The 24,540-nt window shown below is 30.4% G+C and carries 28 protein-coding genes; 25 read left to right on the top strand and 3 right to left on the bottom strand.

Annotation, left to right across the window (positions count from 1 at the left end; all coding sequences use genetic code 11):
• Window positions 1-4: 4 nt before the first annotated feature.
• The 12 genes from def to B5D15_RS15435 all read left to right on the top strand — a co-directional run bounded on the left by def (window position 5) and on the right by B5D15_RS15435 (window position 9,605).
• Window positions 5-460 (top strand): peptide deformylase, encoded by a 456-nt coding sequence (def, locus tag B5D15_RS09090; RefSeq protein WP_078696805.1) that lies wholly within the window; start codon window positions 5-7, stop codon window positions 458-460.
• Window positions 461-462: 2 nt separating this feature from the next.
• The gene (gene fmt, locus B5D15_RS09085; protein ID WP_078696804.1) at window positions 463-1,389 is read left to right on the top strand and encodes a methionyl-tRNA formyltransferase; all 927 of its coding nucleotides are present in this window, start codon (window positions 463-465) and stop codon (window positions 1,387-1,389) included.
• 10 nt (window positions 1,390-1,399) lie between these two features.
• Entirely contained in the window at window positions 1,400-2,083 is a 684-nt protein-coding gene (locus tag B5D15_RS09080) for a zinc metallopeptidase (protein ID WP_078696803.1), read from the top strand.
• Window positions 2,084-2,108: 25 nt separating this feature from the next.
• A complete protein-coding gene (gene rsmB / locus B5D15_RS09075) occupies window positions 2,109-3,449 on the top strand; it encodes a 16S rRNA (cytosine(967)-C(5))-methyltransferase RsmB (protein ID WP_078696802.1) in 1,341 nt (446 codons plus the stop codon).
• A gap of 6 nt (window positions 3,450-3,455) precedes the next feature.
• A complete protein-coding gene (gene rlmN, locus B5D15_RS09070) occupies window positions 3,456-4,484 on the top strand; it encodes a dual-specificity RNA methyltransferase RlmN (RefSeq protein WP_078696801.1) in 1,029 nt (342 codons plus the stop codon).
• Between the two features lie 13 nt (window positions 4,485-4,497).
• Window positions 4,498-5,223 (top strand): Stp1/IreP family PP2C-type Ser/Thr phosphatase, encoded by a 726-nt coding sequence (locus tag B5D15_RS09065; RefSeq protein ID WP_078696800.1) that lies wholly within the window; start codon window positions 4,498-4,500, stop codon window positions 5,221-5,223.
• On the top strand, window positions 5,220-6,911 hold the full coding sequence (pknB, locus tag B5D15_RS09060) for a Stk1 family PASTA domain-containing Ser/Thr kinase (RefSeq protein WP_078696799.1): 1,692 nt from the start codon (window positions 5,220-5,222) through the stop codon (window positions 6,909-6,911). Before B5D15_RS09065 ends, pknB begins: the two co-directional genes overlap by 4 nt.
• An 11-nt stretch (window positions 6,912-6,922) precedes the next feature.
• Entirely contained in the window at window positions 6,923-7,801 is an 879-nt protein-coding gene (gene rsgA / locus B5D15_RS09055) for a ribosome small subunit-dependent GTPase A (RefSeq protein WP_078696798.1), read from the top strand.
• Window positions 7,798-8,457: a ribulose-phosphate 3-epimerase gene (gene rpe / locus B5D15_RS09050; RefSeq protein WP_143287262.1), complete on the top strand. Its 660-nt coding sequence runs from the start codon at window positions 7,798-7,800 to the stop codon at window positions 8,455-8,457. The genes rsgA and rpe overlap by 4 nt, the downstream gene beginning before the upstream one ends.
• Window positions 8,454-9,104, top strand: coding sequence for a thiamine diphosphokinase (locus B5D15_RS09045; RefSeq protein ID WP_078696796.1), 651 nt, complete (start codon window positions 8,454-8,456; stop codon window positions 9,102-9,104). Before rpe ends, B5D15_RS09045 begins: the two co-directional genes overlap by 4 nt.
• 145 nt (window positions 9,105-9,249) lie before the next feature.
• Complete coding sequence (locus tag B5D15_RS15440) at window positions 9,250-9,411, top strand: hypothetical protein (RefSeq protein WP_179122245.1); 162 nt, start codon at window positions 9,250-9,252, stop codon at window positions 9,409-9,411.
• Window positions 9,412-9,428: 17 nt separating this feature from the next.
• Entirely contained in the window at window positions 9,429-9,605 is a 177-nt protein-coding gene (locus B5D15_RS15435) for a hypothetical protein (RefSeq protein WP_179122244.1), read from the top strand.
• Between the two features lie 40 nt (window positions 9,606-9,645).
• Here the strand turns inward: B5D15_RS15435 and rpmB are convergent, their stop codons facing one another.
• Window positions 9,646-9,837, bottom strand: a complete 192-nt coding sequence (gene rpmB, locus B5D15_RS09040) for a 50S ribosomal protein L28 (protein WP_078696795.1) — start codon at window positions 9,835-9,837, stop codon at window positions 9,646-9,648.
• Window positions 9,838-10,110: 273 nt separating this feature from the next.
• On the opposite strand from rpmB, the gene B5D15_RS09035 reads away from it, so the two are divergent.
• From B5D15_RS09035 to coaD, 5 genes are all read left to right on the top strand, one after another.
• Window positions 10,111-10,461, top strand: coding sequence for an Asp23/Gls24 family envelope stress response protein (locus tag B5D15_RS09035; protein ID WP_078696794.1), 351 nt, complete (start codon window positions 10,111-10,113; stop codon window positions 10,459-10,461).
• A gap of 18 nt (window positions 10,462-10,479) precedes the next feature.
• The gene (locus tag B5D15_RS09030; protein ID WP_078696793.1) at window positions 10,480-12,126 is read left to right on the top strand and encodes a DAK2 domain-containing protein; all 1,647 of its coding nucleotides are present in this window, start codon (window positions 10,480-10,482) and stop codon (window positions 12,124-12,126) included.
• 77 nt (window positions 12,127-12,203) lie between these two features.
• The gene (gene recG, locus B5D15_RS09025; RefSeq protein WP_078696792.1) at window positions 12,204-14,243 is read left to right on the top strand and encodes an ATP-dependent DNA helicase RecG; all 2,040 of its coding nucleotides are present in this window, start codon (window positions 12,204-12,206) and stop codon (window positions 14,241-14,243) included.
• 97 nt (window positions 14,244-14,340) lie between these two features.
• Complete coding sequence (gene rsmD / locus B5D15_RS09020) at window positions 14,341-14,904, top strand: 16S rRNA (guanine(966)-N(2))-methyltransferase RsmD (RefSeq protein ID WP_078696791.1); 564 nt, start codon at window positions 14,341-14,343, stop codon at window positions 14,902-14,904.
• On the top strand, window positions 14,897-15,406 hold the full coding sequence (gene coaD / locus B5D15_RS09015) for a pantetheine-phosphate adenylyltransferase (protein ID WP_078696790.1): 510 nt from the start codon (window positions 14,897-14,899) through the stop codon (window positions 15,404-15,406). The genes rsmD and coaD overlap by 8 nt, the downstream gene beginning before the upstream one ends.
• Window positions 15,407-15,408: 2 nt before the next feature.
• Here the strand turns inward: coaD and B5D15_RS09010 are convergent, their stop codons facing one another.
• Complete coding sequence (locus B5D15_RS09010; protein WP_078696789.1) at window positions 15,409-16,587, bottom strand: hypothetical protein; 1,179 nt, start codon at window positions 16,585-16,587, stop codon at window positions 15,409-15,411.
• A 54-nt stretch (window positions 16,588-16,641) separates the two neighbouring features.
• Here B5D15_RS09010 and B5D15_RS09005 point away from each other — a divergent pair, with 54 nt between their 5' ends.
• Window positions 16,642-17,463 carry a patatin-like phospholipase family protein gene (locus B5D15_RS09005; protein WP_078696788.1) on the top strand — a complete coding sequence of 274 codons (822 nt, stop codon included), beginning with the start codon at window positions 16,642-16,644 and terminating at the stop codon, window positions 17,461-17,463.
• Here the strand turns inward: B5D15_RS09005 and B5D15_RS09000 are convergent.
• Complete coding sequence (locus B5D15_RS09000; protein WP_078696787.1) at window positions 17,438-18,661, bottom strand: nucleotidyltransferase; 1,224 nt, start codon at window positions 18,659-18,661, stop codon at window positions 17,438-17,440. The two genes, B5D15_RS09005 and B5D15_RS09000, sit on opposite strands and share 26 nt — an antisense overlap.
• Before the next feature lie 168 nt (window positions 18,662-18,829).
• Here B5D15_RS09000 and pta point away from each other — a divergent pair, with 168 nt between their 5' ends.
• The 7 genes from pta to B5D15_RS08965 all read left to right on the top strand — a co-directional run bounded on the left by pta (window position 18,830) and on the right by B5D15_RS08965 (window position 24,536).
• Window positions 18,830-19,834 (top strand): phosphate acetyltransferase, encoded by a 1,005-nt coding sequence (pta, locus tag B5D15_RS08995; protein WP_078696786.1) that lies wholly within the window; start codon window positions 18,830-18,832, stop codon window positions 19,832-19,834.
• 17 nt (window positions 19,835-19,851) lie between these two features.
• Window positions 19,852-21,048, top strand: coding sequence for an acetate/propionate family kinase (locus B5D15_RS08990; RefSeq protein WP_078696785.1), 1,197 nt, complete (start codon window positions 19,852-19,854; stop codon window positions 21,046-21,048).
• 98 nt (window positions 21,049-21,146) lie between these two features.
• A complete protein-coding gene (locus B5D15_RS08985; protein ID WP_078696784.1) occupies window positions 21,147-21,641 on the top strand; it encodes a YceD family protein in 495 nt (164 codons plus the stop codon).
• 12 nt (window positions 21,642-21,653) lie between these two features.
• Entirely contained in the window at window positions 21,654-21,830 is a 177-nt protein-coding gene (rpmF, locus tag B5D15_RS08980; protein WP_078696783.1) for a 50S ribosomal protein L32, read from the top strand.
• A gap of 130 nt (window positions 21,831-21,960) precedes the next feature.
• Complete coding sequence (fapR, locus tag B5D15_RS08975; protein ID WP_078696782.1) at window positions 21,961-22,533, top strand: transcription factor FapR; 573 nt, start codon at window positions 21,961-21,963, stop codon at window positions 22,531-22,533.
• 2 nt (window positions 22,534-22,535) lie between these two features.
• Complete coding sequence (gene plsX / locus B5D15_RS08970) at window positions 22,536-23,531, top strand: phosphate acyltransferase PlsX (RefSeq protein WP_078696781.1); 996 nt, start codon at window positions 22,536-22,538, stop codon at window positions 23,529-23,531.
• Between the two features lie 18 nt (window positions 23,532-23,549).
• Window positions 23,550-24,536: a beta-ketoacyl-ACP synthase III gene (locus B5D15_RS08965; protein WP_078696780.1), complete on the top strand. Its 987-nt coding sequence runs from the start codon at window positions 23,550-23,552 to the stop codon at window positions 24,534-24,536.
• The last annotated feature ends 4 nt before the right edge of the window (window positions 24,537-24,540 follow it).

The raw sequence follows: 24,540 nt of genomic DNA, 5'->3' as shown, positions 1-24,540 counted from the left end.
TATTTTGGCTTTAAGAGAAATCAGAAAAATGGGTGATGAAATTTTAAGAAAAAAAAGCAGAAAAGTAGATAAAGTTGATGATAAGATAAAAATGCTTTTAGAGGACATGGTAGAAACTATGCGTCATAATAATGGTGTTGGTCTTGCTGCTCCTCAGGTAGGGATACTAAAAAGAGTTGCTGTAGTAGATATAGGTGAGGGTCTTTATAAATTAGTTAATCCAGAGATTATAAATTCTGAAGGCTCTCAAATTGACATAGAAGGATGTCTTAGTATACCAAATGTTAGAGACAACGTTGAAAGACCAAAAAAAGTTGTTGTAAAGGCATTAAATGAAAATGGAGAAGAAATAATTATAGAAGGAGAAGATTTTTTAGCAAGAGCCCTTTGCCATGAAATTGATCATCTCGATGGTATTTTATTTGTTGACAAAGTCAAAAGGGATGGAGGGAATATTTAAATATGAAAGCTATTTTTATGGGTACTCCTGAGTTTGCAGTACCTACTCTGAAAAAACTTATTGAGAAACACGAAGTAGCAGCAGTGTTTACGCAGCCTGATAAACCAAAAGGAAGAGGACAAAAAATGCAGCTTCCTCCTGTTAAAGAAACTGCACTAATGCATAATATACCTGTTTATCAACCACAAAAACTAAAGGGAGATTATGAAAGTTTAAGTATTATTAAAGAGATATCCCCGGATGTTATAGTAGTGGTTGCCTTTGGACAAATCCTTCCTAAAGAAATATTAGATATTCCTAAGTTCGGATGTATTAACGTTCATGCCTCTCTTCTTCCACAGCTTAGAGGTGCAGCTCCTATAAATTGGGCAATTATAAGAGGTTATGAATATACAGGCATAACAACTATGAAAATGGATATTGGCCTCGATACTGGTGATATGCTTCTTAAAGAAGAAGTAAAAATTGATGAATGTGAAACAGCAGGTGAACTTCATGATAAGCTTATGTATATAGGCAGCGAATTATTGATTAAAACATTGGATATGTTAGAAAAAAATCAAATCAATCCTGAAAAACAGGATGACTCAAAGTCTTCCTATGCACCAATGCTTAATAAGGAACTTGGGCATATTGATTGGAATAAAGATGCAAATGAAGTTTATAATCTAATCAGGGGTGTTATACCATGGCCGGGAGCATACTTTTTCTATGATGATAAGATGATTAAAGTATGGAAGGCAAATAAAGAAAATTTCAATTATAATACAATTGGTCAAATCGTTGAAATAAGCAGTGATGGAATAAAAATAGCCTGCAGCAAGGGTGCAATAATTATAAAGGAACTTCAAGAAGTTGGAGGAAAAAGAATGGATGTATCTTCCTATGTAAATGGGCATAAAATTGAAAAGGGTAAAATAGTAAAATAGGGGTGATTATATGTATTATGGTTATGATCCTACATTTATAATACTTATACCTGCTCTTTTATTAACTTTCTATGCGCAGAGTAAAATACAAAGGGTTTTTAATAAGTATTTAAGAGTACATTCTTTAAGAGGTATATCTGGAGCTGAAGCTGCAAGAAGGGTTTTAGACAGAAATGGACTTTATGACATACCAGTTGAAGTAATACCTGGCAGGCTCACAGATCATTATGATCCATCATCAAAGGTTTTAAGACTTTCTCGTGATGTTTATTATGGAGATTCAATAGCCTCGATTGGTGTTGCTGCCCATGAAGCAGGTCATGCTATTCAGCATAATGAAAAATACATTCCAATTACAATTAGAAACAGTTTAGTCCCTGTTGCTAATTTAGGTTCAAATCTTTCATGGATATTAGTAATAATTGGGATTATCATAAGATGGACTAATTTAATATACTTAGGAATATGGCTGTTTTCTGCGGTTGTATTATTTCAAGTAATTACTCTGCCTGTTGAATTTAATGCAAGCAGCAGAGCTTTAATGCAGCTTGAACATACTGATATATTATATGAGAATGAAATAGATGGAGCAAAAAAAGTTTTAAATGCAGCTGCGCTAACCTATGTTGCAGCAGTATTTGTTGCCATATCACAACTTTTAAGATTGCTTCTTATTGCAAGAGATAGGGATTAAAAATTCATTTTTATGGAGGCTTTTCATGGAAGATAAAGATAGATTAGTTGCAGTAAAGACTTTGTGTGATATTGATGAAAAAAAATCTTATTCAAATATAAAACTTAACTATTATTTTAAAAAATATGATTTGAGCCCTGTTGACAGGGCCTTTTCTACAGAAATACTATATGGAACAATAAGATGGAGACTTAGAATTGATTACGTTATAAGTAGATTTGCAAAAAATGGAATAAACAAAATATCGCCATGGGTTTTAAATTCTATTAGAATAGCAATTTATCAAATTTTTTTTATGGATAGAGTTCCAGATTTTGCTGCAGTAGATAGGTCTGTAGAAATTGTAAAGCAAAAAGAACCAAGAGCTGCATCCTTTACAAATGCTGTTTTAAGAAATATTTTAAGAAACAAAGATATATTCAATTCTATAAATGTAAAGGATAAGTATAAAAGGCTTTCAATTGAATATTCTCATCCAGAATGGTTTGTAAAAAAATTCATAAACGAACTTGGTGAAGAATTCACAATAGAATTAATGAAAAAAAATAATACTCCTTCAGAGCTTACAGCTAGAGTAAATACTTTAAAAATTTCAAAAGAGGACTTAGTAAAAATATTTGAATCTAAAGGAATTGAAGTACAAAACGGCAGACTTCATGAATCAATTATTTTTAATGGCTATAGCAATATAGAAAAATCCTATGAGTTTAATAATGGGTATTTTATTATACAGGATGAAGCTTCTATGTTATCATCAAAAATACTTAATCCTATGCCTTCAGAGAGGATTATTGATATGTGCAGTGCACCTGGAGGCAAAACGACTCATATGGCACAGCTAATGACAAATAAAGGGGAAATACTTGCCTTTGATATATATGAACATAAATTAAAATTAATCAATGAAAACGCTAAAAAGTTAGGCATTGATATAATTAAAACTCAATTAAGAGACGCTACTTTATATTACGAAGATTTAAAGGACAGTGCAGATAAAGTTTTAGTTGATGCACCCTGCAGCGGCCTTGGATTAATCAGAAAAAAACCCGAAATAAGATGGAATATTAACGAAAATAGTATAATTGAATTAAGCAAAGTTCAGAAAGCTATAATAAACAATGCAGCTAAATATGTTAAACAAAAAGGAACTTTATTATATAGTACTTGTACAATTACAAAGGAAGAAAATGAAAACATAATTTATGATTTTCTCAAAAATAATAAAAACTTTGATTTAATAGATATATGCGATTATATTCCAAAAGAGTTTAAAAATGATGATTGTAAAAAAGGATTTTTAAAACTATACCCAAATATAAATAATTGCGATGGATTCTTTATAGCAAAATTTGAGAGAAAATGGTGAAGTTTTATGATAGATTTTAGAGATTTAACAAAAAAAGAATTAGAAGAATACATTATAAAGATAAATGAGCAAAAATTCAGGGCAAAGCAATTGTTTGAATGGATACACAAAGGAGTTAATACATTTGATGAAATTTTAAATATTAATAAAAGCCTAAAGGAAAAGTTGAAAAATGACGGCTATATATGTAATATGGAAATAGAAGCAAAATTTGAATCAAAATATGATAATACAATTAAATATGTTATGAGGCTTAAAGATGGGAATTATATTGAATGCGTGTTGATGAGTTATTCATTTGGAAATACAATATGTATTTCCACACAGGCAGGATGTAGTATGGGGTGTAGTTTCTGTGCATCTGCTATAGGCGGTAAAATTAGAAATCTAACTGCAGGAGCAATGCTTGGGCAAGTCTTAACAGTTCAAAATGATTCTAAACATAAAATATCTAATGTGGTTCTTATGGGTACAGGAGAACCTTTAGATAACTATGATAATGTAATCAAGTTCTTAAATATAATAAATGACAGTAGTGGAATCAATATAGGTATGAGACATATTACCATTTCAACCTGTGGACTTGTTCCTCAAATAAAAAGCCTTGCAGACTTAAATTTTCAATTAACTCTGGCTATTTCCCTTCATGCACCAAATGATGAAATAAGGAAAAAAATTATGCCTATTGCTAATAAATACAACATGGAAGAACTTTTAGATGCATGCAGATACTATATAAAAGTAACAAATCGAAGGATAACCTTTGAATACGCATTAATAAGCGGTGTTAATGATTCTGATGAAAATGCTTTTGAGCTTTCTGAAAAATTAAAGGGAATACTTTGCCATGTTAATCTAATACCTCTGAACAGAGTTGAAGGCAAAAGGTTTATTAAGCCTGATAAAAATAGAATAAATACTTTTAAAGATATACTGCTGTCAAAGGGTATTGAAACAACTGTAAGAAGGGAAATGGGAAATGATATAGATGCTGCTTGCGGGCAGCTTCGTAGAAGATTTATAGAAAAAAGTTAGTGTGGGTGGTTATATGCTTATAGAATGTAGAACAGATAAAGGAAAAGTTAGAGACATTAATGAAGATTATATTATGGTTTTTAAAACCAATAAATATTCATTGATTATCGTAGCAGACGGGATGGGAGGACATAATGCAGGTGAAATAGCAAGCAAGCTTGCATGTATAACTGTAAGAGATTTTATTTCTCAAAATTATATTACTTATGATAATAATGAAGAACTCATTAGAGATGCATTAGTAAAAGCAAATAATTTAGTTTATGAAGAATCTCAAAACAATATAAATTATAGTGGAATGGGTACAACTATTACATGCTGCCTAATAAGCAATGATGAGCTATATTTAGGACATGTTGGAGATAGTCGTGCTTATATTGTAAATGAAAATGGAATAAAAAAAATTACTGAGGACCATTCCTATGTACAGGAGCTTATTAATAATGGAAGTATAACTGAAAATGAAGCAGTTTCTCATCCTCAAAGAAATCTTATAACAAGGGCTATAGGTGCTGAAAAATACGTTGTTGTAGACACGAAACATGAAACCATTAAAGAAGAAGATTATATAATTCTTTGTACTGATGGATTGACAAGCTATTTAAGCAATGATGAAATTAAAGATTTAATTATAGAATATGGCATTTTAGCTGTTGATAAGTTAATTAATATTGCAAACGATAGAGGAGGATATGACAATATATCTGTAATAGTCGCTAAAAGGGGGGATGAGAAATGATTAATATATCGGGAAAAATCCTCGGCCGAAGATATGTTGTTCTTGAAAAAATAGGAGAAGGTGGTATGGCACTTGTTTATAAAGCAAGATGTCAGTTGCTTAATAGATTAGTTGCAATTAAAATATTAAAACCAGAATTTACATCTGATGAGGAATTTATAAAAAAGTTCAAAAGGGAATCCTTATCAGCTGCAAGTCTTTCTCATCCTAATATTGTAAGTATATATGATGTTGGAGAAGAGGATGGCATCTATTATATCGTTATGGAACTGATTCAAGGCCAGACTTTGAAGGAGTATATAAAAGAAAAAGGGAAAATTGATTATCGTGAAACGCTTAAAATTATAAATCAGGTAGCTCTTGCTCTCGAACATGCACATAAAAATGGAATAGTTCACAGAGATATTAAATCTCATAATATATTGATTACTGATGATAAGATTGTAAAAGTGGCTGATTTTGGTATAGCAAGAGCATCATCCAGTTCTACTATAACTAGTGCTGATACAATATTAGGCTCAGTTCACTATTTATCACCCGAACAAGCAAGAGGAGGATATACAGATCATAGAACTGATATTTATTCCTTAGGAGTTGTAATGTATGAAATGCTTACTGGAAAACTTCCCTATGATGCTGAAAGCCCTATTTCAATAGCTATTAAGCATATACAGGAAGAATTAGTTAATCCTTCAGAAATAGAAAACAGCATTCCTGCTGCAGTAAATGATATAGTTTTAAAAGCTATGGAAAAAAATATGGCTAAACGATATCAAAACATTAAAGAAATGTTAAATGATATAGCAAAAGCTATAGATAATCCTAATGCATCTTTGGTCTATAAAGATGAGGATGAAACAAAAATTATAGGTATTAAAGATATAAATAATGCTCTGAATGAAAATAAACGTAAAAATAAAAATAAAAAATTTATTATTGCTGCATTGACAATTTTTATATTATCGCTTTCAGCAGGAGTTCTTATCTACTCATATAATAAATTCTTTGTAGTTAAAGATGTAAAAGTCCCGTCTATAATAGGATTAAATGAAGATGAGGCAAGAAAAGTATTAGAAAGTAAAAAACTAAATATGGAAGTTGCAAATAGAGTTAGTGACAAAAAGCCAGCAGGAGAGGTCATTAGGACTTATCCTGCTGAAAATACTACCGTTAAACAAAATTCAACTGTACGAGTAGTTATAAGTACAGGCCCTAAAGAGGTAAAGGTTCCAGATTTAACTAATCTTGACCTGATTGCTGCAGAATCATTAATAAAAAGAAATGCTTTAAAAATTGGAGTTATAGAAAGAAAGAACAGTGATGAAGTTTCAAAGGATTTAATTATTTCTCAAAGTCCCGAAAAAGGAACAATGGTACAGGAAGGTACGGAAATCAGTATTATTATTAGTGATGGACCTGAATTAAAACTTGTAACAGTACCTTCACTTTTAGGAAAATCTCTCGATGAAGCAAAAAATGAATTAAAAAAATATAATCTTTCACTTGGGACTATAAGCTACAGCGTAGATAATAATTATGCTGATGGAGTAGTTATAGATCAAGACGTTGCTCCAAATGTTCAAGTAAGAGAAAAAACAATAATAAATATAACTATTAATAAAGTTGATACTTCTTTGGAAAATCAAAATGAAGCAGATACGCAAAATTCTAATAATACTCAGCAATGAAGGAGGAATGTATGCAAAAAGGTATTATTATAAAAGGTATATCAGGATTTTACTATGTTAAAATAGAAGAAGGAAAAATCATAGAATGTAAAGCAAGGGGTAAGTTTAGAAATAATAATATAACACCTATAGTTGGTGATAGAGTTTTTATTGAATTAATAGAAGAAGACAAAGGTATAATAAAAGAAATAATTCCAAGAAAAAATCTACTGATTAGGCCGCTTGTTGCTAATATTGATCAGGCAGTAGTAGTTTTTGCTTGTAAAAAGCCAGATATTATTTTTACTCTGCTTGATAAAATTCTAATACAAATAGAATCATACAACATAAAAGCTATAATATGTATAAATAAATCCGACCTTGATGATAATAATATGTTTGATAAAGTTAAATCTATATATGAAAAAGCAGGATATACAGTGATTAAAACTAATGCATTAAAAAATGAAGGAATCGATGATTTAAAGAGTCTTTTAAAGGATAAGATATCTGTATTTGCTGGTCCTTCTGGAGTTGGCAAATCAACGATATTTAATAAAATACAAAATAAAATAAAAATGGAAACTCAGGATATTAGCTCAAAGGTAAAAAGAGGCAGACATACCACAAGACATGCAGAACTTATTGATATTGATAATAATACCTTTATTGCTGATACGCCTGGCTTTTCAAACCTTGATATTAGTTTTATTGAGCCTAAAAACCTTCAATATATGTTTTTAGAATTCAAAGACTATATTGGGAAGTGTAAATTCACATCCTGCATGCATTTTAAAGAAACAGGGTGTGCTGTTAAAGAAGCTGCTCATAATGGATTAATTTCTATTGAGAGATACAATGCATATATTGAGATACTTGAGGAAATTCAAAATAATAGGAGGAAAAGATGATGAAATTAGCCCCATCAATATTATCAGCTGATTTTGGAAAATTATATGATGACGTTAAAAAAGTAGAGGAAGCTGGAGCAGACTTTTTGCACATAGATATAATGGATGGACATTTCGTCCCTAATATCTCCATAGGTCCTTTAGTAGTTGAATCATTAAGAAATAGATGCAATCTTATATTTGATGTTCACTTGATGATAGAAAATCCTGATAATTATATACCTCAATTTGTAAAAGCTGGTGCAGATATAATTTCGGTTCATGTTGAAGCTTGCAGGCACCTTCATAGAACAATACAAAATATAAAATCCTTAGGAGTAAGCCCTGGTGTAGTTTTAAATCCTGCTACTCCCCTTGAAACTATTGAATATATTATTGAAGATGTGGATTTAATCCTTTTAATGAGCGTTAATCCAGGATTTGGAGGACAAAAATTTATTGAAAATACTCTTTTTAAAATTGAAAAACTTAGAAAAATAATTGATAATAAAAACCTTAAAATTGACATAGAGGTTGATGGAGGAATTAACCTTAATAATGTAAAAAAAGTAATTGATGCTGGGGCAAATGTAATAGTTGCCGGTTCTGCTATATTTGAAAGCGATGATGTAAGTAAAACTGTAGAAAATTTTAAAAAGTTAGGAGAACAAAGATGAAGGCTTTAATCATAGCACATGGCGGTATAGAAAATATTGATATTTTAAAAAAACTATACCCTTCATATGACATCGTAATATGTGCTGATGGAGGAGCAAAGTACGCATATGCATGTGATATAATTCCAGATTATCTTATTGGAGATTTTGACTCTATTGATAATAAAATATTAGATTTTTATACATTAAGGAATGTTAGTATTGAAAAATATCCTAAAAATAAAGATTATACAGATACAGAACTATGTATATATAAGGCAATTGATTTAGGATGCAGCGAACTATGTATATTTGCCGGGATTGGCAGCAGAATAGATCATAGTCTTGGCAATATAGGATTATTACATATTATAAAATCTTATGGAGCCCAAGGATATATAATAACTGAAAATGAAACTATATACTTATGTAATGATATGTTATCACTTAAAGGTAAGGAAGGAGATATTATTTCGATTATTCCTTTTTTTGGTGATGCAGAAGGTGTTACTACTGAAGGGCTTTTGTATTCTCTTAATAATGATACGATAAAATTTGGATACCCAATCGGTGTTTCAAATGTTATGGTAAACAATGAATGTATAATTAAAATAGTTTCAGGTGAAATATTAGTTATAAAACAAAATAATGAAAATAATATATTATAAAATAAGCATAAAAAAATTCCTATCTGAGATAAGATGGGATTTTTTTATGTAAAAGTTTTTTTGTTTTATTTTTATGCTCTTAATATAATAACAAAATTTATATTTTTTTCATAATATAATATATAAAAGACATGGGGGGATTAAAATGTCTAAACAGAAGTTTTATAAAGGCAAAATTATATGTGCATTTTTATTGATGCTTTCAGGAATAGTACTCCTCGCAATATGGCTCCCATGCTGGGTATGGTTTGTTTTAATTGGATTGATTTTAATTGTACTTGGAATAAATATATATTATAAATATTAATTTTAGGGGTTGTAGCTATGGGTCATAGAAAAAAAAGCCTAATTTACAGGTTGTGCAGAAATGAAGGACTGATATTATCAATAGGGGCTTTAGGAATTGGAATTATACTTGTAGTAATATTGCCCATAAGAGTGTGGATAGCTCTTGTTGGAATTGGATTGATTGGAATCTCGTGGTATTGTTTTTGTAAATAAAAAAATGTGCTTATAAGCACATTTTTTTACAAAGTAAATATTAAAGAGCACGTTGAACCTTTCCAGAACGTAAGCATCTTGTACAAACATAAATACGCTTTGGGGTTCCGCCAACAATAGCTTTTACTTTTTTTAAGTTTGGAGCCCAAGTTCTGTTAGTTTTACGATGTGAGTGGCTGTATTGAATTCCAAAGGTTAAACCTTTATTGCAGATTTCACATCTTCTTGACATAATGTAACACCTCCTATGCTTGAGACAAACAAAAATACCACTTTTAAACAAATAATATTTTATCAGATGTATTTTAGGATTGCAACAAAATTATAAGTGCAGAATGTGAACCTATTGATATTATATATTATAAATAATTAATTGTAAAGTATTTATACTTTACATCTCAATATATTAAATATAATCTTGAAGAAATTAATTGTTTAATATAAAATTAAAGCAAAGAATTGAATTATATCGGCGATGCTCATTAATTGTTTAGGAGGTTTTGAGATGTCTATAAAAATAAATAATGATTTTGGGTATATTGAATACTCCGATGAAGTTCTGGCTAATATAGCCGGCGCTGCCACAATGGAATGCTATGGCGTTGTTGGTATGGCATCTAAAAGGGCAACAGATGGATTGTGGGAGCTTTTAAAAAAAGATAATTTGAGCAAAGGAGTAAAAATTATATCTAAGGACGAAGGTATTTCAGTAGAGCTCTATATAATAGTAGAATACGGCACAAAAATTTCTGTAATTGCGAATAATATAATACAAAAAGTAAAGTATTCTGTTGAAGGATTAACAGGTATAAAGGTATCGAATGTAACTGTGTACATTCAGGGAATCAGAGTTTAATGCAGGGAGGTACTAACTTTGAAATATACTATTATAGAAGGACAACATCTAAAAGAAATGCTGCTTAATGGAGCTTATGAACTTGAAAAAAATAAGGAAATGGTTAATTCCTTGAATGTATTTCCTGTACCTGATGGAGATACTGGAACTAACATGTCAGCAACAATGTTGTCTGCAGCTGAAGAAATAAAGAAAATAAAAGATACATCTATTCAAGCTGTAGCTGATGCTGCTGCAATGGGTTCATTAATGGGCGCAAGAGGAAATTCAGGAGTTATCCTATCACAAATATTAAGAGGTTTTTCAAAACAATTAAAGACCAAAACCTCTTTAACAACCAAAGATTTTGCTATGGCTCTTAAAGAAGGCGCTAATACTGCTTATAGAGCTGTTATGAAGCCAACAGAAGGTACTATTTTAACAGTTGCAAGAGAATCTGCCGATAAAGCTATTGAAATTGCAAAAAGTGAAGTTGATTTCTTAAATTTTATGAAAAAAGTCTATGATCATGCAATTAAAACATTAAATAAAACCCCTGAAATGTTATCTGTTTTAAAACAAGCAGGTGTTGTTGATGCTGGTGGAAAAGGTTTAGTAGTCATATACAGCGGAATTTTAAAATGGCTTCAAGGGGAAATAATTTCATTAGGAAACATTGAAGATAAAAAAGACTTAGCAAAACCTAACTTTGATAAAATTGAGGAAATAGAAGATATAAAGTTTGGATATTGTACTGAATTCTTTATTAAATCAAGCACACCTTACTTTGAAGGATTTAAAGAAAAAATTTCAGATTATGGTGATTCAATAGTTGTAGTTGGTATGGAGAACCTAATAAAGGTACACATACATACAAATCATCCTGGAATAGTACTTGAAGAAGCTGTAAAGTTAGGTGAACTATCAAAAATAAAAATAGATAACATGAAGGAACAGCATAGAACGATTATTGAAAGCGAAGATGATAACGTTTCTAATAACGATTTTTCAAATCAGAAAGAGGAGGAAAAGGAGTTTGGAATTATCACCGTTGCTGCAGGTGATGGATTAACAAGTATATTTAAAGACCTTGGAGTAGATATTGTAATTGAAGGCGGTCAAACTATGAATCCAAGCACTCAGAATATACTTGAAGCAATAAATTCGATTAATGCTAAAAATATTTTTGTACTACCCAACAACGGTAATATAGTAATGGCTGCTCAGCAGGCTAAGGATGTAAGCACTAAGAATGTTATTGTAATTCCTACAAAAAGTATTCCTCAAGGCATAACAGCTGTTATCTCCTTTAATCCTGATTTAAATGCAAAAGATAATGAAGAAGAAATGTTAAGAGCAATATCAAAAGTAAAAACTGGCCAAATTACCTATGCAGTAAGAGATACTGTATTTAATGATGTTGATATTAAAGAAGGAAATATACTTGGTATATTGAATGGAAAACTTATTAAGTCAGGTGAAGATATTAATAAAATCACAAAAGAAGTTTTAGATGAAATGGTAGACGAAAACAGCGAGCTTATAACAATTTTCTTTGGAAATGGTCTTGAAGAAAATGATACTGAGGAAATACAAAATTATATAAATGAAAAATTTAGTCATTGCGATGTGAGTTTTAATTATGGAGGTCAACCCTTATATTATTATATAATATCAGTTGAATAATAATTATAAATATTGTTATTATGTGTTATAATTAGTTCGAATATTATATTCGAACTTTTTTATTATAGGTGATATTTATGGATATTAAAAGTATTAAGGGAGTAGGAGAAAAAACTTTAAAATATTTAAATTCTTTAGGTATTTATACAGTTAAAGATGCAATATTATATTTCCCAAGAAGCTATGAGGACAGAAGGAATATAAAACCTATCAATGAACTGAAAGATGGAGATATAGCATCTATAATAGCGGATGTATCATTAATATATGCTAATAGGAGAGCAAGCACTGGTAAAACTATAAGCCGTGTGGTTTTTAAAAATCAAACTGGGTTTATTGTGGGTGTTTGGTTTAATCAACCTTACATAAAGAATACTTTTAAAATAGGTCAGAGAGTTTTTTTGTATGGAAAAATATCAAAAAAAATGGGAGAGGTACAAATTATAGAGCCTCAGTATGAAAAGGATATTGAAGATATTAAGTTTGGAATTAATCCTATTTATCCGAGTAATAAACATCTATCGCAAAAGGTTTTAAGAAAGATAATAGATGAGTGTCTTAAATACATCGATAGTGAAATTAATGAAATTTTACCTGATGATATAAGAAAACAAAAAGAAATTTATGATATTAAAAAAGCTATTTTAAATATTCATCATCCTAATGATTATGCTGCTTTAGATAAAAGTATTGAAAGGATAAAATTTGAAGAGCTTCTGATTCTTCAGCTTGGACTTTTTGCTGCAAAGAAAAGATTCGAAAAGTTAGAAAATGCGTATCCAATACCTGTTTGCAGTGAAATGAAAGAATTTAAGGAATCTTTGCCCTTTGAATTAACAAATGCTCAATCAAAAACTATTAGAGAAATTCTAATAGATATGAAAAAATCAAAGCCTATGAATAGGCTTGTACAGGGTGATGTTGGATCCGGTAAAACTATTGTTGCTATAATTGCTCTTTTTAACTGTGCTATGAATAAATATCAAGGAGCTTTAATGGCTCCAACAGAAATACTTGCACAACAACATTTTTTATCTCTTAAGTCTTTACTAAAAAATTATAGCATTAATATTGCTCTTTTAATCGGCAGTACTCCTAAAAAACAAAAAGTAGAGATAATTGAGAAAATAAAAAAAGGAGAAATAGATATTGTTGTAGGTACACATGCTTTAATACAGGAAAACGTTGAATTTAAAAATCTTGCACTTGTTATAACAGATGAACAGCATAGATTTGGTGTCAGGCAAAGAGGAGAACTTATAAATAAGGGACATAATCCTCATGTGCTTGTAATGACTGCAACTCCTATACCTCGAACATTAGCTCTTTTTGTATATGGAGATATGGATATTTCAATTATAAATGAGATGCCATCAGGCAGGCAAAAAATTGATACTTACTTTGTAAGACCTTCTATGAGAGATAGAGTATATGATTTTGTTAAAAAAGAAATAAAAAATGGAAGGCAGGCATATATTGTCTGTCCGCTTGTTGAAGAGTCTGAAAAGCTTGAAGCTGAATCTGCAGTGGAAACATATGAAAAATTGAAGGAAGTATATTTTAAAAAATTTAATGTTGGACTTATACATGGCAAAATGAATTCAATTGAAAAGGATTTGGTTATGAATGATTTCAAAAACAAAGAAATTGATATACTTGTTTCAACTACAGTTATAGAGGTTGGAATAAATGTTCCTAATGCTACAATTATTGTTATTGAAAATGCCGATAGATTTGGACTTGCCCAATTACACCAATTAAGAGGAAGAGTTGGAAGAGGAAGTTATAAATCATATTGCATATTAATTTCAGAAGCAAAAACAGATGAGGCTCGAAAGCGCTTAAAAATAATGACACAAAACAGCGATGGATTCATAATTGCCGAAAAGGATATGGAACTTCGAGGTACTGGTGAATTTTTTGGTACAAAGCAGCATGGACCTTTAGAGCTCAAATTGGCAGATCCATTTAAAGACATAGATATACTAAAGCAAACAAGAGATTTAGCAAGAGAAATGCTTGAAAAGAATATGTTATACAAAAAAGAATATTTTAACTTAATAAAGGAGATAGAGAATAAATTTAATGCAAAAATAGACCAAACAACCTTCAACTAAAAATAAATTTATATAAAAAATTTTAAATATAAGTTTAATTTTATTTTGAAATTATAATATATTTCATTTTTTGTGTTAAAATAAGGTGGGTGATAACATGAGAATAATAACTGGAATTGCAAAAGGGAGAAAAATAAAAGTACCTGAAGGAAATAATACAAGACCTACACTCGATAGAGTTAAAGAATCCATTTTTAATATAGTAAATAACCGTATTCCTGATTCTTTTATTTTAGATTTATTTGCAGGAAGCGGAAATCTTGGACTTGAATGTATAAGCCGTGGCTCAAAATCTTGTATTTTTTGCGAAAAAAATAAAACAGCTTTTAGTTACTTAAAAGAAAATGTTATAAATCTTGGATTTAATTCTAATTGTGAGCTATATAATCATGATGCATTTTTTGTATTAAAAAAGTGTGCTCAAAGAAATTTAAAATTCGATATTATATTTTTAGATCCTCCCTATGGAAGGAATCTAATTATTGAATCATTAAAAAATATAGATTGTTATAATTTACTTGATACTAATGGAATAATAATAACTGAATATGATGAAAACGATATAATACCAGATAAGATAGGTCATTTTACAAAATATAGAACTGAAAAATATGGAAGAGTACGAATATCATTTTGGAACAAGGAGGAAATAAATGAGTAAAATAGCAGTTTATCCAGGCAGCTTTGATCCAATTACGAATGGTCATATTGATATAATAGAAAGGACTTCAAAGATATTTGATAAAGTTATCGTAGCTGTACTTGAAAATCCTGATAAAAAAAATCCTCTTTTTACATTAGAAGAGAGGGTAGAATTGATTAATAAAGCAACAAAAAATATACCCAATATTGAAATTGATAGTTTTAAAGGTCTTTTAATAGATTATATGCATAAAAGAAATGCCAAGGTTATTATTAAAGGGCTTAGAGCTGTATCCGATTTTGAGTATGAGTTTCAAATGGCACTGCTTAACAATAAGCTTGATGCAGAAGTTGAAACTTTATTTATGATGACAAACAATAAATATTCATATTTAAGTTCAAGCGCTGTTAAGCAGGTTGCAATGTATGGCGGATGCATAAAGGAACTTGTTCCGGGTGAAATTATAACTGATATATTATTAAAAATGAAAAGTGTCAGACTAAATAATAAAGTAAAGTAATTTTAGTTTTTTGAGAATTTTATTTTATAGCTAATAATATTTAGTATTAATATGATAATAAGCAGTAATTCTAATAATACAATTACATTCAATACAGATGCAGAATTTTTTATATTAAAAACAAAGACTCTTATATTTAATAACATTATGAATATAAAGCAGAGCAAAGAAGAAAAAATACCGTGAAATACCTTTGAAATTACATATAACTTAATATTTATTCCACTTTTACTTAAAATGCCAGACACCTGACCTATTATTGATAAACCGCTAAAAGCAATAATAAAACTTAACAAACACATTTTATAAGTAAAACTTTTATCCATTAGGGAAATTATCTTTGCACCATTAGATATTTCAAGGGATGTTTCAAACAAGCTTTTAATTGTGAATGTAAAAAAGCTTGACAAATGGAAAAATTTTTGTAGTAAATATCCAATTATATCAAAGTATTGTATTTCTCTTAACAAATATATTATTACTGAAAACATAATAATATATCCCCCTATTAATCCGCATGTGATAAGGGAGCTGCTTATAGCCTTTGAAAATATTTCTGAGGATGAATAATAATTCTCACTATAGAAATTGTTATTATAGTTAAATTTGTTTTTATCAGCATCTTTTAATATAAATCTAAAAAGTATTCCATTTAGTATAGCTCCAAGTATATGAGAAATATAAAGTATATAACCTGCTATGCTGTATTTTAGCATTCCTGAACCTACTGCTCCAATTATAAATAAAGGTCCGGAAGTGCTGCTGAATGTTAATATTTTTTGTCCTTCCTTAACGCTTATTTTTTTGCTTTTTATTAAATCATTTACTATTTTTGCTCCTGATGGATATCCTGAAAAAATGCTCATAATAAATACATAGGCTCCATAACCTGTAGTGTTGAATAATAATTTTATTACTGGCGCAAAAAGTTTTGCTATATTTTCAGGAACTTTTAATGACATAAGCATATCATTTATTATAAAAAAAGGAAGAAGTGAAGGTATAACAATAAACATCCAAAGATTAATTCCTTCTTTAGCACCATTTATCGAAGCCTTAGGATAGAATATTAATAAAATAAGAAATGTTGATATCAAAGCTGTAACTGCTTTGATATTTTTTTTTAAAATAAAACACATAAAAAAAGTAATAGTTATAATAATCGTAAATATATATTTCATATCGGTACCTTTTTAGAATAATTCATTATATTCTATGAAAGAAAGGTGAAAGATATGAAAGACAGATTTAAAATAGGTCTTGCTTTAGGTTCAGGAGCTGCAAGAGGACTTGCACATATCGGAGTGATTGAAACATTATTAAAATATGATATACCCATTGATATGGTATCAGGGAGCAGCGCAGGTGCACTTATCGGCTCTCTTTATTGTGCAGGAATTGATTTTAAATATGTTAAGGCTCTTTTTAAAGAGCTACCTAAAAAAGCCTATTTAGATGTTGTGGTGCCAAGAAATGGATTCATCAAGGGAGATAAAATACAAAGCATATTAAAATTTATTACTAAGGATTGTGATTTTAAGGATTTAAAAACACCTTTATACGTTGTAGCAACGGATTTAAAAAATAAAAATATAGTGATATTTAAAGATGGAAAGGTACATGAAGCTATAAGAGCAAGTATTTCAGTGCCTGGTGTGTTCGTACCCTATTTTAAAGACGATATGATTTTAGTCGATGGAGGTGTAATAGAAAGAGTACCTGCTAAGATTCTAAAATGCATGGGTGCGGATTTGGTAATTGGTGTTGATGTGGGATTTAATCTCAATAGCAGCAATTGTAAAAGTATATTTAATGTATTATATGAATCTATAGATTTAATGGAGAGAGAGCTTTTTTTAATGAAAAAACAGGATGCAGATATAATGATAAGGGTCGATTTAAACGATATCGACCCGACAAGATTTGATCTTGTAGATTTATGTACAGAAAAGGGAGAACAAGCAACTTTAGAAGTTTTAGACGTAATAAGAGAAAAAATAAATGAAAAGTTAAAAAACACTTCAAATGAAACTAAATTATTACAGGAGGAACTTTAAGATCTTGCTTTGCACTGGTGTAAATCTTATTTTTATAACCAAGTACATAAAAATCCGTTGCTTTAATATCAAGCTCTAAAATATTAGTATCCTTTTGCGATGGATTTGTGATTAATGGTATAGAACTTTTTTCTTTAATAGATTTTATAAGCTCCTTCCCCCTGCTGTTAAAGCCAAGTATTCGTACATATTCAGCAGGCTGTTTCTTTTTTTTATCATAAATTTCCTTTGTTATTCCAAGAAGAGAATATAAAAGTATTCTTTTTATTCTTGCTGATGTGTATCTTTTACTTTTTATATTTTCAATGAGTTCATTTATTGAAACAGAATCCTCGCTTGCTCTTTTTATTTTATATTCAAGTCCTTCTGAAACATCCGCTATTGAGGAAATATAATTAATCTCTTCAGATCGTAATTTATAAAGCAATATATTAGAAAAATCATCAATTGTTATAGGTGCTCTCCCATTTTTCTCTTCATTTTTTATTATTTCATAGGAGTACTCTGGAAGAGCATTTTTTATTTCCTCATTATAAATATTTTTTCTTATCGAGGTAGCGCTTGAAATCATACCTGTCAAATTTTCATCATTATAAGAATTTATAATTCTTTCTATTGTATAAGGCTTAATATTGCTTCTAAGCTTAATTAATGATTTTATATATTCTATAGATAGTATATTATTTGGATTTTTTATTATATTTTCGATATCATTTATATTTACATTGACATCATTTTTATCTATTATATATTTGTAGAGCGATTGTTGTCTGGCACTGGGGAAGGATAAACCAGATTTGATGTATTTTTTTAGTATATACTTGTATTCTTCTGGTTCTTCATATAATATTTTAGATATGTAATACAGTTTATCTATATTACCTATCTCACTTCCAAAGCATAAATTGTCGATAATGCCAAGGGAGTTTAATATTGAAACGGCACCAAAGGCAAAACCCTCTGCACTGCTTATAGAGTAGATAACTGGGAGTTCAATAACTAAATCAACTCCTGATAAGAGCGCTGCCTTTGTTCTTGCCCACTTATTTATTATTGCAGGTTCACCCCTTTGGACAAAATTGCCGCTCATTACAGCAATAATTGAATCACAATTTGTTAATTGCTTTGTTTTATTAAGATGATATATGTGACCATAATGAAGTGGATTATATTCAACGATTATTCCTGTTGTGGTCATAAAAACCTCCATAAACATTGTTTTTAATTTTATTATTATTTTAGTTTATTTTTAATAAATAAACAAATTATAATTATAGACAGAAATATATATTAACATATAATAATATATATTTTCAATTTTATATAAATATAAACATTTTAATTTTATATTTGAGGAGGAAAAAAGATGGGCTTAATGGAAAAAATATGGTCAAAGGCAAAAAGCGATTTAAAAGTTATTGCTCTTCCTGAAGGCAGCGAGCCAAGAACTTTAAGAGCTGCTGAAATTATTAAAAAAGAAGGTTTAGCAGAAATAATACTTCTTGGCGATGAATCAGAAATAAAAAATGCTGCTCAAAAGGAAGGAGCTAATATCGAAGGAATAAAAATAATAGATCCTAAAACTTCTGAGAAATCAGAGTTTTATGCACAGCAGCTCTATGAGCTGAGAAAAAGCAAAGGAATGACTATCGAAAAAGCAAGAGAAATGATATTAGATACTATGTATTTTGGTGCAATGATGGTAAAACTTAAAGATGCTGACGGAATGGTATCCGGTGCTGTACATTCAACAGGAGATTTATTAAGACCTGGAATGCAAATTATAAAGACTGCGCCAGGTATATCAATAGTATCAAGTGTATTTGTAATGGAAGTTCCAAATGAAGCTTATGGTGAAAAAGGATTATTCGTGTTTGGAGATTGTGCTGTAAATCCAAATCCTACAGCTTCTGAACTTGCATCGATTGCTGTTACAAGTGCAAGAACTGCAAAGGTGCTTTGCGGAATTGAACCAAAAGTTGCAATGCTTTCATTCTCTACAAAGGGAAGCGCAAAACATGAACTTGTAGACAAAGTAGTGGAAGCTACAAAATTGGCAAAGGAAATGGCACCTGATATAATGATAGATGGCGAACTTCAGCTTGATGCAGCAATTGTTCCAAAGGTTGCTTCACTAAAAGCTCCAGGAAGTGATGTTGCTGGAAAAGCAAATGTTTTAATATTCCCTGACCTTCAAGCTGGAAATATAGGATATAAGCTTGTACAAAGGCTTGCAAATGCTGAAGCAATCGGACCTATATGCCAAGGATTTGCTGCGCCTATTAATGATCTTTCAAGGGGATGCAGCGTTGAAGATATTGTTAATGTTGTTGCTATAACTGCAGTTCAAGCACAGGGAATAAATTTATAATAAAAGGAGATGTACATATGAAAATACTTGTTGTAAATTGCGGTAGTTCATCACTTAAATACCAATTAATAAACATGGAAAATGAATCTCTACTAGCAAAAGGGCTTGTAGAAAGAATCGGGATTGAAGGTTCGGTTTTAACTCATAAACCTGAAGGCAAAGATAAAGTAGTAATTGAGCATCCAATGAAGGACCATAAGGATGCTATTAAGCTTGTTTTAGATGCTCTTACAGATAAAAACCATGGTGTTATAAGCGATATGAGTGAAATATCAGCTGTAGGCCATAGAGTTGTTCATGGCGGAGAAAAATATTCATCTTCCATTTTAATTGATGATGATATTATGAAGGTTTTAGAAGAATGTTCAAGACTTGCTCCACTGCATAATCCTCCAAACTTAATAGGTATAAACGCATGTAAAGCATTGATGCCAAACACTCCTATGGTTGCTGTTTTTGATACAGCATTTCATCAGTCAATGCCGGATTATGCATATATGTATGCTCTTCCATATGAATTATATGAAAAATATGGTATTAGAAGATATGGATTCCATGGAACATCTCATAGATATGTATCAAAGATTGCTGCAGAACAGCTTGGCAAGGATATTAAAGATTGCAAAATAATAACCTGTCATCTTGGAAATGGTGCAAGCGTTGCTGCAGTTTTAAATGGTAAATCAGTAGATACAAGCATGGGATTTACACCTCTTGAAGGTCTTGTAATGGGCACAAGATGTGGTGATATAGATCCTGCAATTGTTACTTTCCTACAAGATGAAGCTAATTTGTCCTCTAAAGAAGTTAACAACGTTATGAATAAAAAATCAGGAGTTTTGGGATTATCAGGTGTTAGCAGTGATTTTAGAGATGTAGAGGATGCAGCTGCAAAAGGAAATAAAAAGGCAAAACTTGCTTTAGATGTATTTTACTATAGAGTTAAAAAATATATAGGAGCCTATGCTGCTGCTATGGGAGGAGTAGATGCTATAGTATTTACAGCAGGTCTTGGAGAAAATTCTCCTGAAGCAAGGTATGAAACCTGTAAGGGACTTGAATTTTTGGGCGTTAAAATTGATGAAGAAAAAAATAAAGTGAGAGGAAAATTAACTGAGGTATCAACTGCTGATTCTAAAGTTAAAGTATACCTTATCCCTACAAATGAGGAATTAATGATAGCAAGAGATACAATGGATATCGTAAGAAAATAAGGATAAAATTATATAAAGATTGGCTTATTATTTAACAACAGCTTGACTTTTATACATTAAATTTATATAATAAATTGTGGCTTATTTGAGGTGAGCTTATGTTGCTTGATATTTCAGGGCTGATAAAAGGGAATATTGAAATTCTGCCCTTTGAAATTGTTGTTAAAAAGGAAAGCATTGAAAGGGAAGATTTTAAGTTTTATCTTATGTCTCCTTTGAAAGTTGATGGAAGCGCTTATTACGATGGAGGCCTTATAAAGGTAAAAGGAACAATAAGTACCTCTATAAAAGCGCAATGCTCAAGGTGTCTTGAGACGTTTAATTATGAGCTTAATATCGATTATGATGAGATTTTTTCTAAAGCTCATGAGGATGAAGATACTTATAGTTATGATGGCAATACTATTGATTTGAGCAACATGGTTATTGACAATATAATTCTTTCTATGCCTATTAAGTTTCTTTGCAGCGAGGACTGTAAAGGATTATGTTCAATATGCGGCAAGAACTTGAATACAGGCAAATGTAACTGCGAAAAAGGAGAAATTGATCCGAGACTTGCAGTACTTAAAGACCTTTTTAAAGGCGATTGAGGAGGTGTTATAATGGGAAATCCTGCGAGAAGACATTCAAAGGCTAGAAGAGATAAAAGAAGAGCCCAGACATGGAAACTTTCAATGCCTGGAATGGTTGAATGCCCACAGTGCCATGAAATGAAGCTTGCTCATAGAGTATGCGATAACTGTGGATATTACAAAAATAGAACTGTTATAGAAAAATAATTTTTTAAAAGAAAGTCTGTATGGACTTTCTTTTTGTTTATATTGAAATTTTTTATTGATTTATTACGATATATTATATATACTTAATATTAGTAGTAGGTCATAAAATAAGATATAAGGAGTGGGACCTATGAACAATAGGGAAAAAAAAGTTCAAAGGCAAAGCAAACTTCAAGAAATAATTAAAAGCAATCCATTCATAACAGATGAAGAATTAGCTGATAAATTTAAAATTTCAGTTCAAACTATAAGATTAGATAGATTAGAACTTGGTATTCCTGAACTTAGGGAAAGAATCAAAAATGTTGCAGAGGACAAATTTTCAAAGGTTAAAGCAATTGTTGGTAGAGAATTTGTAGGAGAACTTATAGATATTACAATAGGCAAAAATGCAATTTCTATACTTGATACAGATGATAGTTTAGTATTTGAAAAAACTAAGGTAGTAAAGGGACAGCATATATATGCTATGGCAGAAACCTTAGCCCTTGCAATAGTAGACGCAAAGGCAGCATTAACTGGTGTTGCAAATATTAAATATAAAAGACCAGTCTATGCAGGGGAAAGGCTTGTAGCAAAAGGTGAGATTGTAAGAACAAGAGGCAATAAATTTTTTGTCTGGGTTTTTATATATGTTAATCAACAGGAAGTTTTCAGAGGAAAATTTATATTGGTTTCTATTGATGAGTGTAAGGAGGAATAAAAATGAAAATTATTGTCGATGCTATGGGAGGAGACAATGCTCCTTTAGAAGTTGTAAAAGGTTCTTATCTTGCAGCTAAAGAATATGATATTGAAATATTGCTTGTTGGTGATAAAGATAAAATAGAAGATGTTATTAAAGGCAATAATTTATATTCAGATAAAATTGAAATAGTACATACTACAGAAATTATTACGAATAATGATTCTCCGACACTTGCAATTAGAAGAAAAAAAGATTCATCACTTGTTGTAGGTATGAAGCTTTTAAAAGAGAAAAAAGGCGATGCTTTTATATCTGCTGGCAGTACAGGTGCTATTCTTGCAGGGGGACTTTTTATAGTAGGCAGAATAGAAGGTATTGATAGAGCAGCTTTATCACCTGTACTTCCTGGAAAAAATAATTATTTTATGCTTATAGACTCTGGAGCAAATGCAGATTGCAAAGCTGAAAATATACTTGAATTCGGAATAATGGGTGAGATTTATTCAAAGAAAGTATTAAAAAAGCAAACTCCAACAATTGGTCTTGTGAATATTGGTTCAGAAGAAGAAAAAGGAAATGCTTTTACAAAGGAATGCTTTAAAGTTTTAAAAGAAAGCAATCTTAATTTTAAAGGCAATATTGAAGCAAGAGAAATACCTGATGGAAATATTGACGTTGTTCTTTGTGATGGTTTTACTGGAAATGTAATTTTAAAGTTATTTGAAGGTGTTGCTGGTACAATATTTGATATTTTGAAAGAAGAAATAACATCTTCAACAATATCAAAAATTGGTGGCCTTATATTAAAACCTGTATTTAAAAGATTTAAAAAGAAATTTGATTATACAGAATATGGCGGGGCAATACTTCTTGGAGTTGATGGAACTGTTATTAAAGCCCATGGAAGTTCAAATTCTAAAGCTATAAAAAATGCAATAAAGCAGGCTATGCTTTGTGTGAATGGTAATATTGTTGAGGATATAAAAAACGAAGTAAGACGATATAAGTCATAATTTGATAGGAGAGATATAATGAAATATAATGCAGGGATAACAGGTATAGGCATAAGCTTACCCAATAATGTTTTAACGAACAAAGACCTTGAGAATATGGTTGAGACATCAGATGAGTGGATAGTTACAAGAACAGGAATTAAAGAGAGAAGAATAGCTGATAAGGATACAGCAGCTTCAGATATTTCATCTGAAGCTGCAAAAAAAGCTATAGAAATGGCTAATATTGATTCAAAAGACGTTGACCTTATAATAGTAGCTACTGTTACACCAGATATGATGTATCCATCAACTGCAGCGATTGTACAGAATAACATTGGCGCAATAAATGCTGCTGCCTTTGATGTTTCTGCAGGATGTACTGGTTTTATATATGCAGTTACAATTGCAAAACAATTTATTGAAACAGGATTTTATAGAAATATTGTCGTTATTGGATGTGACATATTATCAAGAGTTACTGATTTTACTGATAGAAATACCTGCGTACTTTTTGGAGATGGCTGTGGTGCAGTAGTAATTTCAAGAACTGAAGAAGATGGAATTATTGGTGAATTTATTATGGCTAATGGTGCTGGTGGAAACTTTTTAACTCTGCCTGCTGGAGGCTCGAGGATGCCATCTTCCTTTGAAACTGTAGAAAAAAGACTTCATTATACATCTATGAATGGTCCTGAAGTATTTAAGTTCGCAGTTAAGGCGATGCCAGAAGCAGCAATAAAACTTTTAGAAAAGTACAATCTAAATCTTTCAGATATAGACTATCTCATACCACATCAAGCTAATATTAGAATAATAGAATCCGCTGCAAAAAGGCTTGGTATTTCCATGGATAAGGTTGGGATTACATTAGACAGATATGGTAATATGTCTTCAGCTTCCATTCCTGTAACTCTTTATGACAGTTTTATAAGGAGTGAAATTAAACAAGGTGATAATATATTACTTGTTGGATTTGGAGCTGGCCTAACCTATGGGGCAGTATTAATTAAATGGATTATATAGGAGG

The organism is Caloramator quimbayensis, from assembly GCF_900167605.1.
GTDB lineage: Bacteria > Bacillota > Clostridia > Clostridiales > Caloramatoraceae > Caloramator_B > Caloramator_B quimbayensis.
The sequence above is the reverse complement of the archived record's forward strand: the minus strand, read 5'-3'. Positions and strand labels throughout refer to the sequence as shown.

Bases quoted from the DNA above. Each gene is read 5' to 3' on its own strand.
- coaD (WP_078696790.1), top strand. From the start codon at position 14,897: ATGAGTAAAATAGCAGTTTATCCAGGCAGCTTTGATCCAATTACGAAT.
- B5D15_RS08990 (WP_078696785.1), top strand. From the start codon at position 19,852: ATGAAAATACTTGTTGTAAATTGCGGTAGTTCATCACTTAAATACCAA.
- B5D15_RS08965 (WP_078696780.1), top strand. From the start codon at position 23,550: ATGAAATATAATGCAGGGATAACAGGTATAGGCATAAGCTTACCCAAT.
- B5D15_RS09045 (WP_078696796.1), top strand. From the start codon at position 8,454: ATGAAGGCTTTAATCATAGCACATGGCGGTATAGAAAATATTGATATT.
- rsmD (WP_078696791.1), top strand. From the start codon at position 14,341: ATGAGAATAATAACTGGAATTGCAAAAGGGAGAAAAATAAAAGTACCT.
- rlmN (WP_078696801.1), top strand. From the start codon at position 3,456: ATGATAGATTTTAGAGATTTAACAAAAAAAGAATTAGAAGAATACATT.
- recG (WP_078696792.1), top strand. From the start codon at position 12,204: ATGGATATTAAAAGTATTAAGGGAGTAGGAGAAAAAACTTTAAAATAT.
- B5D15_RS09000 (WP_078696787.1), bottom strand. From the start codon at position 18,661: ATGACCACAACAGGAATAATCGTTGAATATAATCCACTTCATTATGGT.
- rsmB (WP_078696802.1), top strand. From the start codon at position 2,109: ATGGAAGATAAAGATAGATTAGTTGCAGTAAAGACTTTGTGTGATATT.
- rpe (WP_143287262.1), top strand. From the start codon at position 7,798: ATGATGAAATTAGCCCCATCAATATTATCAGCTGATTTTGGAAAATTA.
- fmt (WP_078696804.1), top strand. From the start codon at position 463: ATGAAAGCTATTTTTATGGGTACTCCTGAGTTTGCAGTACCTACTCTG.
- rpmB (WP_078696795.1), bottom strand. From the start codon at position 9,837: ATGTCAAGAAGATGTGAAATCTGCAATAAAGGTTTAACCTTTGGAATT.
- B5D15_RS09005 (WP_078696788.1), top strand. From the start codon at position 16,642: ATGAAAGACAGATTTAAAATAGGTCTTGCTTTAGGTTCAGGAGCTGCA.
- B5D15_RS08985 (WP_078696784.1), top strand. From the start codon at position 21,147: ATGTTGCTTGATATTTCAGGGCTGATAAAAGGGAATATTGAAATTCTG.
- B5D15_RS09065 (WP_078696800.1), top strand. From the start codon at position 4,498: ATGCTTATAGAATGTAGAACAGATAAAGGAAAAGTTAGAGACATTAAT.
- B5D15_RS09010 (WP_078696789.1), bottom strand. From the start codon at position 16,587: ATGAAATATATATTTACGATTATTATAACTATTACTTTTTTTATGTGT.
- rpmF (WP_078696783.1), top strand. From the start codon at position 21,654: ATGGGAAATCCTGCGAGAAGACATTCAAAGGCTAGAAGAGATAAAAGA.
- B5D15_RS09035 (WP_078696794.1), top strand. From the start codon at position 10,111: ATGTCTATAAAAATAAATAATGATTTTGGGTATATTGAATACTCCGAT.
- rsgA (WP_078696798.1), top strand. From the start codon at position 6,923: ATGCAAAAAGGTATTATTATAAAAGGTATATCAGGATTTTACTATGTT.
- B5D15_RS15435 (WP_179122244.1), top strand. From the start codon at position 9,429: ATGGGTCATAGAAAAAAAAGCCTAATTTACAGGTTGTGCAGAAATGAA.
- B5D15_RS09080 (WP_078696803.1), top strand. From the start codon at position 1,400: ATGTATTATGGTTATGATCCTACATTTATAATACTTATACCTGCTCTT.
- pta (WP_078696786.1), top strand. From the start codon at position 18,830: ATGGGCTTAATGGAAAAAATATGGTCAAAGGCAAAAAGCGATTTAAAA.
- pknB (WP_078696799.1), top strand. From the start codon at position 5,220: ATGATTAATATATCGGGAAAAATCCTCGGCCGAAGATATGTTGTTCTT.
- fapR (WP_078696782.1), top strand. From the start codon at position 21,961: ATGAACAATAGGGAAAAAAAAGTTCAAAGGCAAAGCAAACTTCAAGAA.
- plsX (WP_078696781.1), top strand. From the start codon at position 22,536: ATGAAAATTATTGTCGATGCTATGGGAGGAGACAATGCTCCTTTAGAA.
- B5D15_RS15440 (WP_179122245.1), top strand. From the start codon at position 9,250: ATGTCTAAACAGAAGTTTTATAAAGGCAAAATTATATGTGCATTTTTA.